We start from the raw sequence: 16,306 nt of genomic DNA on the forward strand, positions 1-16,306 counted from the left end.
CTCGGGCTGCGATCGACCCCGCTCGGGGGCCGGTATTGCGGTCGCCCCGGAAAGCGACTTCTGCAATGCTTTTCTTGCACTATCAGTGTATTCCGTCGGGCAGATCATTGCAAATCCAATAGATCAGCCGCCAAGCACAGAATATTGAGCAAGCTTCAGAAACCACGACGGAAACAGGCCGATGCCGATGGTGCCGGCTGCCGTGAAGGCGAGCGCGACGCGGACCAGGGGTGTCAGCGCCGGTTCGAACGCCCTCTTCGGCTCGCGCATGTAGATCACCATGACGATGCGGATGTAGAAGTATGCCGCGGCGACGCTTAGCAACACTGCGATTACCGCCAGCAGGACGAAACCTCGCTCGACGAGCGCCAGCAACACGTAGAACTTGGCGAAGAACCCCGCCGTCGGCGGAATACCCGCCAACGAGAACAGATAGAGCAGCATCAGAAGCGCCAGTCCGGGATGCGACTTGGCAAAACCTGCATAGTCTTCAATAATTTCGCCCGAGAAATTGCCGCTCCGCATCATGATGACCGCAGCGAAAATGCCGAGATTCATGAAGGCGTAGATCAGCAGGTAGAGCATCACGCTGGCAATCCCGTCCGCACTGCCGGCTACGACGCCGAAAAGAGCGAACCCGGCATGGGCAATGCTGGAATAGGCCAGAAGGCGCTTGAAGTTATCCTGCACCAGCGCCACGAAACTGCCGAGCGCCATCGTCATGACCGCAATAACGGCGACGATGATCCAAACGTCCGAGGCCGCGACCAGCGGGTTGAGGAACACCCTCAGGATCACTGCGAACCCTGCCGCCTTGGGGCCCACCGACATGAAGGCGGTGATCGTCGTCGGCGCGCCCTCATAGACGTCCGGCACCCACATGTGGAACGGCACCGCGCCGACCTTGAAGACCAGTCCGGCGACGATGAAAACCACCGCCAGTAACAATCCAGGATCGCGCGGATCGCCGGTCACCGCCGCCGCCATTCCGTCCAGTTGGGTCGTGCCGGTGAGCCCGTAGACCAGCGAAACGCCATAGAGGAAAATTGCGGTCGAGACCGCCCCAAGGATGACGTATTTCAGCGCCGCTTCGTTCGACCGCCGTTCTTTCCGCAGGAAGCCGGTCAGCACATAGGTGCAGAGCACCAACAGTTCGAGGCCCACATAGATCGACATGAGATCGGTCGCCGAGGCCATGATCATCATTCCCGAAAGCGCAAAGAGCAGCAGGACATAGTATTCGCTGCTGCCGATCCCTTCGATATCGGCGTATTTTCGGGAAAGGAGGAATGTCAGGACGGTGGCAATGTAGAACACGAACTTGAAGAAGACCGCAAAGCGGTCGGCGACGAACATGCCCGTGTAGGCCGGCCGCACCTCGCCCGCCAGCATGAATGTCGCCAGGGCGGCGATCAGCACGACTGCGACGGACGCCCAGAGGAGGATATCTTCCTGCCTCTTCCGCACAAGCTGGCCCAGGATCAGCAGGATGCAGGCCCCGGTGACCACCACGATCTCGGGCAGGCTCGCAAGCACTGACTGGAAGAGCACAGCGGCGGTCATTGGCCGCTCTCCTCGCCATGCACCTGCATCAGCAGATGCCTCGCCGAGGCGTCGATGATGTTGAGAAAGGGTTTTGGATAGAGCCCGACCCAAAGCACGAAGATGGCCAGCGGCAGGATCGCGACCATTTCGCGCATGTTCACGTCGTGTATCTTGAACCGGGTGCTCACGCTCGCCGGACCAAGAGCAACGTTCCCGTACATGCCAAGCAGATAGGCCGCGCTGAGCAATGCGCCCAAAACGGCGGCCGCGCCGACAGCCAGGTTGGCCGCAAACCCGCCCGACAGCACGAGCAGCTCGCCCACGAACGAATTCGTTCCCGGCAGCGCCATCGACGACAGGGTGAACAGCGCAAGAAACGCGGTATAGACCGGCGCCGCCTTCATCAGTCCGCCGTACTCCGCCATGCTGCGCGTATGCGTCCGCTCGTAGATCAGGCCGACGAACAGGAACAAGGCACCCGTCGTTACGCCGTGATTGAACATCTGCAGGATTCCGCCTTCGAGCCCGCGGAGGTTCAGCGCAAAAATCCCCAGCGTCACGAAACCCATGTGGCTGATGCTGGAATAGGCCACCAGCTTCTTCAGGTCGTCCTGCGCAAGCGCAAGCAACCCGCCATAGATGATCGCAAGCGCCGAAAGCGCCAGCATCAGCGTCGAATAATACACCGACGCTTCGGGCAGCATCGGTAGCGAGAACCGCAGGAATCCGTAGGCTCCCATCTTCAGGAGCACGCCGGCGAGGATGATGCTGCCCGCCGTTGGCGCCTGCACATGGGCGTCCGGCAGCCAGGTGTGGACCGGGACCATCGGCACCTTGACGGCGAAGGCGACCAGGAAGGAGAAGAACAGCCACGACTGGACAGGGAACGGCAAATCCTGCGCCGTCAGGACGAGAATGTCGAAGGTCTTGCCGCCGTTGAAATAGAGCACGATGACGCCGACTAGGAACAGGACGCTGCCCGCCAGCGTGTAGAGGAAGAACTTGAAAGCCGCATAGACCCGGCCGTCGCCGCCCCAGACGCCGATGATCAAGTACATCGGGATCAGCATCGCCTCCCAGAAGACGTAGAACAGGAACAGGTCGAGCGCGCAGAAAACGCCGAGCATCAGCGCCTGCATGACGAGCAGACTGACCATGAACTCCTTCACCTTGCGGTCGATCGCGGCCCACGAGGCGAGCACGCAGATCGAGCCCAGCAGCGCGGTCAGAAAAACGAAGAGTGCGCTGATTCCGTCGACGCCAAGCGCATAGCTGATCCCCAGCACGGGCACCCATGGCCGTCTCTCGATGAACTGCATCGCGTGGGTCGATGTGTCGAAGCCGGCGAGCATGGCAATGCAGAGAGCGAGGTCGAGGGCGGTCACACCCAGTGCTGTCCATCGCACCACATCGTCCCTGCGGAGCAGCATCAGTACCGCTGCCCCGGCGGCGGGCGTGAATACGATCAGGCTGAGGAGCGGGAAGCCCATTGCACCCCCTAGCGCCACGCCACGGCGAAAACGGCGGTGGCCGCGATCACCCCGACGATCATCGCCAGTACGTAGTGGGTCACGACGCCGGTCTGGAGTCGCCGCAGCGCCCCGCCGCCGTGCAGGATCGAGCGGGCAACGCCGTTCACCACGGCGTCCACCCCGGCGAGATCGATCCGCAGCCCCGCGCGTGCTGCCCCATGGAGGAGGGGCAGCGCCGCTGTCTCCGAAACATTGCTCACTGCCTGCTCGTAACGCGCCAGCGGTCTTTCGGCGAGCCACATGAAGGCCCGCGCACCCTTGCGATAGAACCAGTCGGTGTCGAGGCTGATCGTGTTCTCTGGATCAAGCGCCCGGAGGAACAGCACGAAGCCCAGGGCGGTAAACATCAGCACGCCGAGGCTCTCGGTGACATGGACGCCCGTATAGGGTTCGAAGTCGACCGGATAGGGCAGAAGCGCATAAAGTGGCTGGGGAAATACCCCGATGGCGATGCAGAGCACCGCCGCCATGGCCATCGCAACCAGCATGTTGCGCGGCGGCTCCCGCGCCTCCAGTTTCCGGTCCGTGCCGAAAAACATGTAATAGGGAAGCTTGAGCCCGGTGTGCAGGAACGTTCCCGACGACGCCATTGTCAACGCCAGCACCACCAACGCCCGGTGATCCGCTCCGGCAGCGGCAATCACCATCGACTTGGTGACGAAGCCCGAGAAGAATGGAAATGCCGAGATCGCGAAGGCGCCGACCATATAGAGCGCCACTGTCACCGGCATGGTCTTGTAGAGCCCGCCAAGCTCAGTGAGCTTGCGCCGCCCGGTGACGTAGATCACCGCTCCGGCTCCCATGAACAGGAGCGACTTGTACAGAATATGCGCGAAGGCATGGCTCGTGGCCCCGTTGACAGCCATCTCGGTCCCGATACCGATGCCCGCCACCATGTAACCCACCTGGCTGACGATGTGATAGGCGAGCAGCCGCCGGCAGTCGTTCTCCAGCACCGCATAAATGACGCCGTAGAGCGCCATCGCGGTGCCGAGCCAGACAAGAAGCTCGGTTCCCGGAAACGCGCGCGCCAGCACATAGACGGCGGTCTTGGTGGTGAAGGCGCTCATGAATACCGCCCCGGTGACGGTCGCTTCGGGATAAGCGTCGGTCAGCCAGGCGTTGAGCGGCGGCACCGCGGCGTTGAGCAAGAACCCCGCAAGGATCAGGTAAGTGCCGGCGCCCATCGCCCCGATCGGGCCAAAGAGCAGCGATCCTGTCGAGAGCCCATGGAGAATGATTCCGCCGAGCAAGACGACACCGCCGGTGACATGGACCATGAGATATCGGAACCCGGCGCCGATCGCTTGCCGGCCACCTTGGGCGAAAACCAGATAGGCAGAAGCAAACGCCATGGTTTCCCAGAACATGTACAGGGTCAGGTAGTCGCCGGCGAAGACCACGCCGAGCGCGCCGCCGACGTAGACGAAGGCGGCGACATGCTGGCCGGGACGAGGCAAGTGTAGCGCATAGACCGTTCCGATCAGCGCCATGATGGTGAAAACCGTGGCAAAGACGATGCTCAGCTTGTCGACCTTGGCGATCAGGATTTCCTGCCCGAGGAACTGCGCCGCTCCATAGCTGCCGGGCTGCATCATAACCACCGCCAGCAGCGCCAGCGCCGGGATCAGCAGCAGATAGACCTTGCGGATCGTTCCGCTCAGGAACGGGATCGGCAGGGCGCCGAGAATGAGCAGCAGGGCGGGATGGGCGAAGTCAATCATAATAATCCTCGCGCCGCATGAGCCCGCCCTGATGGCCGAGGAACTTGGAAACGAAGATCAGCAGAATGCAGGATACGAAGCCATAGACGGCCGACCAGCCCGGCAAGCGGTCCCACGGGTATTCGGCGTGTTCGCGGGGGACCAGAAAGTCCGCGATGACGATCAGAACGAGCACCAGATAAAACAGCTGGCGCCGCTGATTGGCATATTCTTCGTCGCCGAAGAAATCGACCACGCGCTTGATCATCTGATAACTCCTTCCGCGAGGGCCAGGAAATAGTTTGGGAAAATGCCCATCGACACCGACAGGATGGCGGTCGCGACCAGCGGGATCGTCATCATCGGAATTTCACGGATCGTCGCCGGGCTCTCCTCAGCCTCCGTCCTGAAAAAGGCGAGATAGCTCACCGGCAAGAAATAGGCAGCGTTGAGAACCGAACTCACCAGGAGCACGATCAGGAACGCGACATCCCCTGCCTGCATCGAGCCCAGCGTCAGATACCATTTGCTAACGAAACCCGCGGTCGGCGGCACCCCGATCATGCTGAGTGAGCCGACGAAGAACGCCCCCATCGTCCAGGGCAGCCTGCGGCCGATGCCGGCCATATCGCTGATGTTCCGCTTGCCGGATGCGCAATAGATCGACCCGGCGCAGAAAAACAGGGTGATTTTGGAGAAGGCATGAGCCGCGATGTGGATGATCCCGCCGACCATCGCGGCGGGCGAGAGCAAAACCGCGCCCAGCACGATATAGGAGAGCTGGCTGACCGTCGAATAGGCGAGCCTCGCCTTCAGATCGTCCCGTGTCAGGGCGTAGACGGACGCCATCAGGATCGTGAATGAGGCCAGATAGGCCGTAGCGATGCCAAGATGCAGACTGCCCATCAGCCCCGTGCCGAAGACATGGAACACCACCCGCAGCACGCAGAACACGCCCATCTTGACCACGGCCACCGCATGCAGGAGCGCGCTGACCGGTGTTGGGGCCACCATCGCGGCAGGTAGCCAGGCGTGCATCGGCATTATTGCGGCCTTGGCGAAGCCGAAGAGATAGCAGAAATAGACGACCGTCAGCAGCGGCGCTGAGGCATCGACGCCTCCCAACAGTCCCCCTGCCCTGAAGTCGAGCGACCCCGCGATCTGGTAGGTCAGTGCCAGCGCGGCGAGAAGCGCACTTTTCGAGGCACCCATCAGATAGACAAGGTATTTGCGGCTGCCCCTCCATGCCTCTTCGTCCTCGTGGTGATAGACGAGCGGATAGGTCACGAGGCTGAGTACCTCGTAGAAGATCACCAGCGTGAACAGATTGGCGGCGAAGGCGCCCCCGACGGCGGCCGCGAGACTGGCCGCGAAGCAGGCGAAGAACCGGGTCTGCGCATGCTCGTGCAAGTGCCGCATGTAGCCGATGGAATAGATCGCCGCCGTGATCCACAACAGCGACGAGACGGTGGCAAACACCATGCCGAGCGCATCGACCCGGAAAGCGAAGGCAATCCCCGGCAGAATCTCGAACAAGCGCAATTCGATCGCCCCGCCCGCCAGCACGGTGGGCGCCATCGAAACGACAATTGCGAACAAAACAACCGCGGCCAATGGCGAGACGAGATCACGGAACCTCTCGCGGTTGTTCAGAAGGAGAATCGCAAGGGCCGCCAGCCCTGCAACGGTGACGGCAAGCAGCGGCCGGATCGATATCACCGGGTCCGGGTCCAAGCCGCTATCCTTTCATCATCGTCATGTCGTCGACCTTGAGGGTGGACTTGTTCCTCACAAGAGCGACCAGGATACCAAGGGCGACGGCTACTTCCGCCGCGGTGATTGCGATGACGAAGATCGCGAAGATCTGCCCGCGAAAATCGTCGTAATAGTGCCCGAAAGCGATGAAGTTGATGTTGACCGAATTGAGCAGAAGCTCCAGCGACATCAGCACAACCAGGATATTGCGCCTGAGCAGCACGCCCGCCGCCCCGATCACGAACAGGACCACTCCGAGCAAAATATACCACGAGAGCGAAACCATCAGTTCGACTCCTTCCGCGCCAGGACGATGGCGCCGACCAGGGCGGCCAGCAGGATGACCGAGGCGGCTTCAAATGGGAGCAGGTAGTCGGCGAAAAGCGTCGTGCTGAGCTCTCTGAGCTGATCGCCGCCGCGCTCAGTGACGGGCTCCGCGACCGAAAAGCGGTTGCTCCAGAGCACCAGCACAAGCATCTCGATCCCAAGCAGCACCACCAGCACCAGAGCCGGCAGGTTGCCGCCCGGCAAGAACCGCTGCAACAACGCTTCGCGCACGTCGATCATCATGATTACGAACAGGAACAGGACCATGATCGCGCCGACATAGACGAAGATCTGGATCACCGCGAGCAACGGCGCTCCGAGCAAGACGAAGATTGCAGAGATTTGCAGGAAACAGGCCATCAGCGCCAACGCGCTGTGAACCGGATTACGCGCCAGGACCAGCAGCAGGGCCGTGATCACCGACACCGTGGCGAACAGAAGAAAGAACCCCTGATCCATCGACGCCGAGCCTCCGACGCGGACTGTCACGCGGCGCGAAACGATCGGATCGAAATGCCGCCGCACTCACAAATTGTGCCCTAGTATCGGATTTTTCACAAGTCGTCGGCGGCGCCAAACGGGACCGGTACCGGTCTACCGAGGCCGCGCGCACTTCGGGCTATCGCGAGCCGCGTGGCGGGACCCCGACCGACGCCAGCTCAGGGTCGAAAATTGGCCTCTTGATTAATTAAATCCATTGTGATTAATAAATGACATGACCTATGTGACCGGACTGAGCCAGAAAGACACTTACGCCCATAATCTCCGGGCGGTCTTCGAAGTTATTCGCGTTCACGGCCCGATGACGATCGCCGAAATTGCCCCGTATACCGGGCTGACGGTTCAAACGATCAGCAATCTCACCGGGGAACTCGATGCCGATGGTTTCATAAGGTCGCCTGGGCGCATCAAGTCGCGGCGCGGGCAGCCACCCAAGCAATTCACGGTGAACGAAAGCGCCCTTTGCTCGATTGGTGTCCATCTCGAGCGCGGATACTACAGCGCTCTGCTGACCGACCTCTCCGGACGGACGCTGCGCCGGGAAGCCTCGCAATTGCATGAGGCTACGCCCGAGGCAGCCCTGATGGAGATCGCCGCTACCATACGAAAGTTGCAGGCTGAGGCCGGCTCGCCTGTTGCGGGCGTCGGTTTGGCTCTACCCGGCCCGCTCTCTCTCGTTGAGGGCCGCGTCCGGTCGGTGCCCAACTACCCAGGCTGGGACGACGTCCCGGTGAGCGATATTCTTCGCGGCCACACTGGTCTGCCGGTATTCATCGAAAACGATGCCACGGCGGCGGCCATCGGAGAATTGCGTCATGGCGGCGCACGGGGTTGTCAGGATTTCTTCTATATCTACTTCGGCACCAATCTGGGCGGCGGCATCATTTCCAATGGCGCAGCGATGCGCGGCGCGACGGCCAACGCCGGCGAGTTTGGCCGCCTTCTTGTCGGTAATATGGGTGGTCCGGAAGTAAACCATGTCGTTTCATTCGCCGCCCTGAGGCGTGCGTTTCCAGGTATCACCAAGGATGAGGTGGCGTTGCGGCTCAATGCCGAGGATGCAGATCTGATCGCTTGGCTAGAGAATGCCTGCGACGCGCTGCTCGCTCCGATCCATGCCGTAGAAAATCTTCTTGATCCCGAGCGGATCGTGCTTGGCGGCGAGTTTCCGGACTCTGTCTTCAGCTGGCTCGCAACACGTCTGGCGGAAAAGATCTCGAGCGTCAGGCCAGCGGGCGCCCTACCCCCTCCGGCGATCGACGCTTCGTTCAGCGACGGAAAGGCTGCCGCGCTCGGCGCAGCGGCTCTGCCGGTACTTGCAGCGCTGTCTCTCGGCTCCTTGTCCTTGAAGGTGGCCAGTGAGACCGCCGCGTTGCCGCTCAAACAGCCGGCATTCTGGCAGGGCGGATAAAGAGGTCCAAAAAAACCAGTCGCTTTGATTGGCTGACAAAGAAAGGGAACGTCATGATGACAAAGAATTCACTTGGACTTACGGCAGTTGCACTGGTGGCTGCAGGAATTGCGATCGGTACGCCGGCCGCGGCAGAGCAGGTATCGCTCAACCTCGTGCTGGTTTCTCCGGCCGATCGCTGGGAACACATTCTGCCCTTGGCCGAGGCCGCATTTAAGAAGGCCAATCCCCAGGTCGATTTGAAGGTAAACGCTCAAATCCTGCCGTTTGGCGACAGGCTTACGCGGCTTCGTGCCGCCGCAGCGGGCGGGACGCCGCTTGACATCGTTTCGCTCGACCAGCCTGAAGTTGGCGAGTTTGCCGCAGCCGGCTTCACCAAGGACCTCACCCCCTATATCGACCGCGATCTTGACGGGCTGAAGGACTGGCTGCCGGCCTATCGTGATGGAACGCTCTATGAGGGCAAATGGCACGCCATCTGGGCTTGGACCGACGCCCGCGTGCTTTGGTATTGGAAAGACCTCCTCAAAGAGGCCGGTGTCGACCCGCAGTCCATGACGACATGGGACGGGTATCTGGAGAGCTGCAAGAAGCTTGATGCTGCCCTTTCCAAGAAAGGCATCCAAGGCTGCCTGCTGATCGGCAAGCCCTGGGTTGCCGACTGGACGCTGCCCTATGTCTGGATGCACAACGGAGATATCGGGCAACTGGTCGATGAGGAGGCCGCGAAGGACGCTGGGGCCAGCGAGGCTTGGGTTCCTTCCCTCGACAGCCAGGCGTGGATCGACGCGCTGAAATTCACCAAGGCGCAGGTCGACGCCGGCATCACGCCTTTCACCGAACACCAGTTCGGGCCGCAGTTCGCGTCGCGAAGCTTTGCGACGTCTCTTGAAGGGACGTGGGTCTATGGCTCGCTGGCCAATACCGGCGCAGACATGAGCAATGTCGGGGTGATTGCGGCGTTTCCGACCGAAAAGAAGGGCGAGCCGACCGCCACCATGGCCGGCGGCTGGACACTCGCAATCCCCGCGACGTCGGAGCATCCCGATGTCGCCTGGCAGTTCCTCAAGGCCATGCTGGACGTGAAGGTCATGGGCGACGCCGAAGTGAAGTTCGGCTATCTGCCCGTTCGCCAGTCCTTTGCCACGGATCTCGATAAAGACTTCGGCGCCTACTGGGACAAGGGTGGCGACAAGCGCTGGGATGAACTCAAGAAGCTCGCCCCCAGCGCCTATGGCCGCCCGAACTTCCCGAGCTGGTCCGGCGTCGGCACCACGATCAGCGAGACGGTGCAGAACGTCATGTTCAACGGGGCTGATCCAGCTGAGGCTGCCGCGAATGCGCAGCACCAGGTGCTAGAGGCGCTCGGTTGGCCGGAAGGCACCTCGGTTAAAGTGGCCGATGACAATAACGGCGCCTGCGAGAAAGGCGGCCGCCTGATCAATGCCGTGACTCCAATGCAAAAGGCTGCCGATAGCAACGGCTCCGGCGCCATTTGCACGGTCATCTCCAGCAACTGACCTGAAACTAAAGAGCCGGGCTGCCCACGGGCGCCCGGCTCTCGGAGGCGCCAATCATGCTGAGACCCAGCTCGACAAGCAATTCTCGTTTCGTCGCACTTTTGCTTGCTCCGGTCATTGTTTCGATGACCATCCTGTTCATCGTTCCGATCATTTGGAACATCTGGATCTCCATCCATAACGTCAGCTTTGCGACTTTCCATAAGGCTTGGAGTTTCGTCGGAGCGCGAAACTATGCGACTCTGCTGAATGACAACGTCTTTCCGAAGATCTTCCACAAGTCTGCTGTAACAACGCTGATCTTCACCTTGTCGAGCGTACTGGGGCAGTTTGCCGCCGGGTTTGGCTTGGCTCTTCTGCTTCAGCGCCTCACGTCATCGGCGCAGCTGTTCCGAGCCATCATTGTGCTGCCTTGGGTGCTCTCGGAACTGGTCGTGGCCTACATCTGGCTGTTCATGTATCAGCAGCACGGACCGTTGAATAACTTCCTCGGCATTTTTGGCATCGGGCCTATACAATGGCTCTCGAACTCAGCCTGGGCGATCTGGTCCGTCAGCCTGACCAACATCTGGTTCGGCACGCCATTTACCGTGTTGATGATGGGCGCGGCGCTGACGACGATCAACCCGGAGACCGTCGAGGCTGCCCGGATGGACGGCGCCACCTCACGCCAGGTTCTGGTGCGGGTCACTTTGCCCCTGCTCAAGCCCTTCGTCGCCCTAAACCTCATCCTGATTACCATGTGGACGGTCAACGTGTTCGCCTTGCCACTGGCGATGACCCAGGGTGGGCCGGCCAATTCGACCACCACCATGTCTCTCTACATGTATCGGCAGGCCTTCGAGTTCGGCAATTTCTCCGTCGGCTCAAGCGTCGGAATAATGCTTTTCCTGCTGAACATCATCGGTGCGGTCATCTATTTGCGCACGCAAAGGAGCGCTCATGCGTAAGCTCGTCGGTTATGGGTTGCTGACGCTCGTCAGCCTGGTTGTAATTGTCCCGTTCGTCATGGTCGTGCTGGCCAGTATCAATCCTGCCGGTTTTCCGCAGATCCCCACGCACCCAACTGCTGCTCACTATGTGAGACTGCTGTCGAACCCGCAATTTGCTCGTGCGCTGATGAACTCCCTCATCGTCGCGGCAGGTGCGACCGTCCTTTCCGTCTTCATCTCGGCGACTGCCGGCTATGCGCTTTCCCGGTTCGAGTTTCGCGGGAAGGGGCTGCTGATGGGGGCTATTCTCGGCGTCTTCATGATCCCGGTCACCGTCAACACCATCCCCCTCTATCTCATGCTGCAAAAAATCGGCTGGCTGAACAGCTATCAGGGTCTGGTCCTGACCTATCAGGCGCTGATCCTGCCTCTCAACGTCTGGATCCTCAAGAACTTCTTCGACACCATTCCGAGCGAACTGGAAGAGGCGGCCATGATGGATGGCGCGGGCCGCTGGAAGACGTTCCGGCTTATCGTGCTGCCGTTGATCTGGCCGGGCATTGCGGTGGCTGTCATCTTCGCCGTGCGCTTTTCGTGGAACGAGTTCGTGTTTGCGGCCACATTCACGTCTTCCGCGACGATGCAGACCTGGCAAGGCGCGATGTACAACTTCCTCGGCTCGACCGGCTCCGATTGGGGCCCTCTGACTGCCGGCGTCATCATCGGCATGGTGCCGGTCGTCGTGCTCTATTGCATTTTCCAACGCCAGTTCATTTCTGGCCTGACACTTGGTGGGGTTAAATCCTGATGAATCGAACGAAAATGAACCTTGCGCTCCTCCAGATGAATTCCCGGCCACTCGACCGTGCCGCCAATCTGGAGCACATGGAGTGCCGCCTCGCCGCCATCGCAGGCAAGGCCGACTTTGCGGTGATGCCGGAATGCGCGGATGTGGGCTACGCACCGGACACTGCCGGTTGGCTGGCCTCCGCGGAGCCCATCAGCGGCGGAAGCGTCAGAGCCTTGCGCGACATGGCGCGTAAACATTCGATCGCACTTGCCTGCGGAGTTCTGGAGGCAGACGGACAGGTCGCCGGTGTCTATTACTCATCGGTCGCCGTCATTGACGCCACTGGCGAACTGATCGGCGTCTACCGGAAGTCGCATCTTTATCCGCGTGAGCATCTGTGGTTTCGGGCCGGTGCCGAGTTACCGGTGTTTGAAGTCGCCGGTGCGCGGGTCGGGATTGCAATCTGCTTCGAGGCGGCGATCCCGCAATTGTTCAGCGAACTGGCAATGTGCGGCGCCGAGCTGGTGATCAATCCTTCAGCTGTTCCGGTTGGTTACGACTACCTTCAGAATCTGCGCACCCCGGCCAGGGCCCAGGACAGTCAGATCTTCACGGCAGCGGTGAATCGCGCGGGGATCGAGGCAGACGTTCACTATTGCGGTGGTTCCCAGATCTGCGCGCCCACGGGCGAACTCCTTGGCAAGGCGGGACATGGCACCGAAGAGACCGTGATCGCCCGGCTGGATTTTGACCAGATCCTTCCCGCGCGCCTGCAGGAGCCAAGCTTCCGGGCGCTCAGGCCCGAACTCTACCAGTCGCTTCGACCAATCGATGCACAGTCGGCAAACGCGCCCCGGCGGGCGAACCCTTGAGCAGGTGAGCCTCGGGCACTGCCGCAAAACGATCTAGAAAGAGGTAAACCATGGGTGCAATCAGTCTCAGGGAAATTCGCAAGTCCTTCGGCTCCGTCGAGATCATCAAGGGTGTCGACCTCGACATCGACGATGGATCGTTCGTGGTGTTTGTCGGTCCGTCCGGATGCGGCAAGTCGACCATGCTGCGGCTGATTGCAGGCCTCGAGGAAACGACCTCCGGCGAGATTGTCATCGGCGCCAAGAACGTGACGCGGACTGGGCCCGACAAGCGCGGCCTGGCCATGGTCTTTCAGTCTTACGCGTTGTATCCGCACCTGACCGTACGCGAGAACATGAGTTTCAGCCTGAGCATTGCAGGTGCCGACCGGCAAACTCAGGACAAGGCCGTCGCGACGTCGGCGGAAATCTTGCAGTTGGAAAAATTACTGGAGCGCAAGCCCAAGGAACTCTCTGGCGGCCAGCGCCAGCGAGTAGCAATCGGGCGGGCAATCGTGCGCGAGCCGGTCGCCTTCCTGTTCGACGAACCTTTGTCGAATCTCGATGCGGCGCTGCGCGTGCAAATGCGGATGGAACTCGCCAGGCTTCATAAGAGGCTGGGCAAGACCATGATCTATGTCACCCACGATCAGGTGGAAGCCATGACGCTGGCCGACAAGATCGTCGTGTTCAACGGAGGTGCCATTCAGCAGCAAGGGGAGCCACTCGAACTTTACGATCAGCCATGCAATCTTTTCGTGGCGACGTTCATCGGCTCGCCGAAGATGAATATCATCGACTGCGCCCCTTTCACGAGCGAGCGGGCTGCCCGGCTCGTTCCGCAGGGCGCCAGCAGCGTAAGCTTTCTCGGAATTCGCCCCGAACACATCCACCTTGCTGATCCCGATACCGCACCCTTGGCGGGAACCGTTGGCGTCGCCGAACACCTGGGCAGCGACAGTTTCATCTATGTCGATATCGACGGCTTGGATGCGCCGGTCAACGTCCGTGTCACGGGGGGTGCTCGCATCAAGGCCGGCGAACGTGTCGGCTGGAATTCAACGCCTCAAACCTTCATCTGTTTGATCACAACGGTAACAGAGTGCCCTATCCGCGTCTTCCGCAGCAATAAGCAGGCCGCTTTCGGAAATAGACCGCCGCTCATTTCGGCCGAACTCGGTGTGCTCGCGGTGCAGCCGGGTTTGGAATGCCAAGGCGCGCCTCGCATAGGACGCGGGGCATGCCGCCAATTTAGTTAGTTTCGTCAAGGAATTGAAATGAACGACTTCATCGTAAAGGCTCGCGCCATCCTGAGAGCCAACGATCGTGGCGGATACACGGTCCCGACCGACCGCCTCTATCCTTTCCAATGGAACTGGGATTCCGCATTCGTCGCCATGGGTTTCGCTGGCTACGACGTGCTCCGCGCCTATCGCGAGCTTGAGCGTCTGGTGGAAGGACAGTGGGCGGACGGCATGATACCGCACATTGTTTTCCATGCACCGAGCGATACCTATTTCCCCGGCCCGGCCGTCTGGCGCACGTCCCACAGTGTGCCCACCTCAGGCATCACCCAGCCGCCGGTCTTTGGCATGGCCTTGAAACGCGTCCACGATGCGGCAGTTGCCAGTGGCCTTGAGAACGCCGCGCAGCGCTCGATGCCGCTGTTTGAGGCCGCCCTTGCCTGGCATCGCTGGTGGTATGCGGCCCGAGACCCGGAGGGCACCGGCCTCGTGGCCTTGCTGCATCCTTGGGAAAGCGGCAGCGACAATTCGCCTGCCTGGGACGTCGCCATGCAGCGGGTGCCGACCACGACCGAGACCGTCATCGTGCGCAAGGACACCGGCCATGTGGACGCCTCCATGCGGCCGCGCGACGAAGACTACAAACGCTTCATCCATTTGGTCGACACCTATGCGGCCTGTGGCTGGAACCCGGCGCGGCAATGGGAAGTCGCACCCTTCAAGATCGCCGAGGTCCAGACAACAGCCATACTGCTGAAATCCGGCGAGGAGCTCGTGGTACTGGCGCGCGCACTCGGCCGCATCGCTGAGGCAGAGGAGTTGCAGGCGATGAACAGCCGCTCCCGTGCGGCACTGCTGTCGCAATGGCGGCCGAAGCTGAGGCGCTTCGTCTCCCGTGATCTGGTTTCTGGCGAAGACATCGAAGCCCCAACCCAAGCCGGCTTCGTTCCGCTGCTCGCACTCGATCTCGAACGAGACATCCTGACGGCAGCCAGCGCCGAAATGACGCTCTGGTCGGATGGCATGCAAGTGGCCTTCCCTTCAACGCCGAAGACCTATTCAGGTTTCGAGGCTAAGCGCTACTGGCGGGGTCCCTCGTGGGCCATCATCAACTGGCTGCTGATCGACGGGTTGAACCGCAACGGCCTTACTGAGATGGCTGCCGAACTGCGCCGCTCCACCATAGGCGCTATCGAGAAGGTCGGGTTTGCCGAATATTTCGACCCGATCACCGGCGAGGGTTGCGGCGGGCTCGATTTCTCCTGGACCGCTGCCGCTTACATGGAACTAAGCAACGCGGCATGATCGATGGGATGAAAGCCTGACCGACGGCTAGTCCTCTCGCCAAAAAGCCCCGCACGATGGCGGGGCCGTTAGGTGATGAAACGCGGTACGCAGTATCCTAGGAGGCAATATACCCGCCCGTTTAGTACCGGAGCTTGACACCGTCATGACAATCAACTCACGGGCAGTGAAAGCGGGTAAATCCTGCCTTCGTCATCGCCTGCTGATTCATGCCGTGGCTCCCGGAAAAATCTCAAAGCCGGTGTCGACGATGCACGTTGTTGCCGGACGCTCGAGGGTCTCGAATGCCTTCTCCACGGAGGTGCGGCCGATCAGGAACCGATTGGAGCGAACCGTCGAGAGGGGCTGAGGCAGCTCTCGGCCTATATCCAGGCCATTGAAGCCGAAGATGGCGACATCTTCCGGGATGCGCAGACCGGCGGCAAGGCAGTGGAACACGCCGCCGACGGCCATGTCATCGTTCGAGTAGATGATGACGTCGACTTTCGCGATCTGCGCACAGAGGCGCGCCGTCATCTCTCGTCCGACACTGACCGAACTTGGACCATCAGCCATAGCATGAGCAGCAATTCCGAGCCCGGCGTCGCCAAGGGCCTCGCAGATCCCGTCATAGCGAAGGCGCGCGCGCCGGTCCGCTTGCCAATCATGACCGACATAGCCGAACCGGCGATATCCGCGCTCCACCAGATGCTGGCCGGTCGCGTAACCCGCGCGTCTGTGAGACATGCCGACCGCGACATCGATCGGCGTGGCGTCGATATCCATCATCTCGACCACACGCACGTTGCTTTCGAAAAGCATGCGGTGCGTTGCCGGCGTGTGATCGAAGCCGGCGATCAGGATTGCCGCGGGCTTCCATGACAGCAAGCCTCGGACGATCGTTTCCTCCA

Annotated in this window: 14 protein-coding genes and 1 pseudogene; 7 read left to right on the forward strand and 8 right to left on the reverse strand. The window is 60.9% G+C overall.

The window, feature by feature from the left end:
- Positions 1-123: 123 nt before the first annotated feature.
- From ACPYOJ_RS24070 to ACPYOJ_RS24100, 7 genes are read right to left on the reverse strand one after another with little or no spacing between them, the layout of a single operon-like run.
- Positions 124-1,563, reverse strand: a complete 1,440-nt coding sequence (locus tag ACPYOJ_RS24070) for an NADH-quinone oxidoreductase subunit N (protein WP_481418482.1) — start codon at positions 1,561-1,563, stop codon at positions 124-126.
- The gene (locus tag ACPYOJ_RS24075) at positions 1,560-3,035 is read right to left on the reverse strand and encodes an NADH-quinone oxidoreductase subunit M (protein ID WP_481418483.1); all 1,476 of its coding nucleotides are present in this window, start codon (positions 3,033-3,035) and stop codon (positions 1,560-1,562) included. The genes ACPYOJ_RS24070 and ACPYOJ_RS24075 overlap by 4 nt, the downstream gene beginning before the upstream one ends.
- An 8-nt stretch (positions 3,036-3,043) precedes the next feature.
- Positions 3,044-4,801 (reverse strand): Na(+)/H(+) antiporter subunit D, encoded by a 1,758-nt coding sequence (locus tag ACPYOJ_RS24080; RefSeq protein WP_481418484.1) that lies wholly within the window; start codon positions 4,799-4,801, stop codon positions 3,044-3,046.
- Positions 4,794-5,048, reverse strand: a complete 255-nt coding sequence (locus tag ACPYOJ_RS24085) for a hypothetical protein (protein WP_481418485.1) — start codon at positions 5,046-5,048, stop codon at positions 4,794-4,796. Before ACPYOJ_RS24085 ends, ACPYOJ_RS24080 begins: the two co-directional genes overlap by 8 nt.
- A complete protein-coding gene (locus ACPYOJ_RS24090; RefSeq protein WP_481418486.1) occupies positions 5,045-6,514 on the reverse strand; it encodes a monovalent cation/H+ antiporter subunit D family protein in 1,470 nt (489 codons plus the stop codon). Before ACPYOJ_RS24090 ends, ACPYOJ_RS24085 begins: the two co-directional genes overlap by 4 nt.
- Before the next feature lie 4 nt (positions 6,515-6,518).
- Positions 6,519-6,821 (reverse strand): NADH-quinone oxidoreductase subunit NuoK, encoded by a 303-nt coding sequence (gene nuoK / locus ACPYOJ_RS24095; RefSeq protein WP_481418487.1) that lies wholly within the window; start codon positions 6,819-6,821, stop codon positions 6,519-6,521.
- Positions 6,821-7,321: an NADH-quinone oxidoreductase subunit J family protein gene (locus ACPYOJ_RS24100; protein WP_481418488.1), complete on the reverse strand. Its 501-nt coding sequence runs from the start codon at positions 7,319-7,321 to the stop codon at positions 6,821-6,823. The genes nuoK and ACPYOJ_RS24100 overlap by 1 nt, the downstream gene beginning before the upstream one ends.
- A 256-nt stretch (positions 7,322-7,577) precedes the next feature.
- Between ACPYOJ_RS24100 and ACPYOJ_RS24105 the strand changes: the two genes are divergently transcribed.
- The 7 genes and pseudogenes from ACPYOJ_RS24105 to ACPYOJ_RS24135 all read left to right on the forward strand — a co-directional run bounded on the left by ACPYOJ_RS24105 (position 7,578) and on the right by ACPYOJ_RS24135 (position 15,416).
- Positions 7,578-8,774 carry an ROK family transcriptional regulator gene (locus tag ACPYOJ_RS24105; RefSeq protein ID WP_481418489.1) on the forward strand — a complete coding sequence of 399 codons (1,197 nt, stop codon included), beginning with the start codon at positions 7,578-7,580 and terminating at the stop codon, positions 8,772-8,774.
- 56 nt (positions 8,775-8,830) lie between these two features.
- Positions 8,831-10,294: an extracellular solute-binding protein gene (locus tag ACPYOJ_RS24110; RefSeq protein ID WP_481418490.1), complete on the forward strand. Its 1,464-nt coding sequence runs from the start codon at positions 8,831-8,833 to the stop codon at positions 10,292-10,294.
- A 56-nt stretch (positions 10,295-10,350) separates the two neighbouring features.
- The gene (locus ACPYOJ_RS24115) at positions 10,351-11,244 is read left to right on the forward strand and encodes a carbohydrate ABC transporter permease (RefSeq protein WP_481418491.1); all 894 of its coding nucleotides are present in this window, start codon (positions 10,351-10,353) and stop codon (positions 11,242-11,244) included.
- The gene (locus ACPYOJ_RS24120) at positions 11,237-12,034 is read left to right on the forward strand and encodes a carbohydrate ABC transporter permease (RefSeq protein ID WP_168830030.1); all 798 of its coding nucleotides are present in this window, start codon (positions 11,237-11,239) and stop codon (positions 12,032-12,034) included. Before ACPYOJ_RS24115 ends, ACPYOJ_RS24120 begins: the two co-directional genes overlap by 8 nt.
- Positions 12,034-12,888, forward strand: coding sequence for a carbon-nitrogen hydrolase family protein (locus tag ACPYOJ_RS24125; protein ID WP_481418492.1), 855 nt, complete (start codon positions 12,034-12,036; stop codon positions 12,886-12,888). The genes ACPYOJ_RS24120 and ACPYOJ_RS24125 overlap by 1 nt, the downstream gene beginning before the upstream one ends.
- Before the next feature lie 50 nt (positions 12,889-12,938).
- Positions 12,939-13,999 (forward strand): annotated as a pseudogene (locus ACPYOJ_RS24130) (ABC transporter ATP-binding protein).
- A 145-nt stretch (positions 14,000-14,144) separates the two neighbouring features.
- Entirely contained in the window at positions 14,145-15,416 is a 1,272-nt protein-coding gene (locus ACPYOJ_RS24135) for an MGH1-like glycoside hydrolase domain-containing protein (RefSeq protein ID WP_481418493.1), read from the forward strand.
- A 207-nt stretch (positions 15,417-15,623) separates the two neighbouring features.
- On the opposite strand, the gene ACPYOJ_RS24140 is transcribed toward ACPYOJ_RS24135, so the two are convergent.
- Positions 15,624-16,306 (reverse strand): substrate-binding domain-containing protein (locus ACPYOJ_RS24140; RefSeq protein ID WP_481418494.1); only part of this gene is annotated, 683 nt, incomplete at its 5' end.

The organism is Rhizobium sp. SVR5-9E, assembly GCF_056755095.1.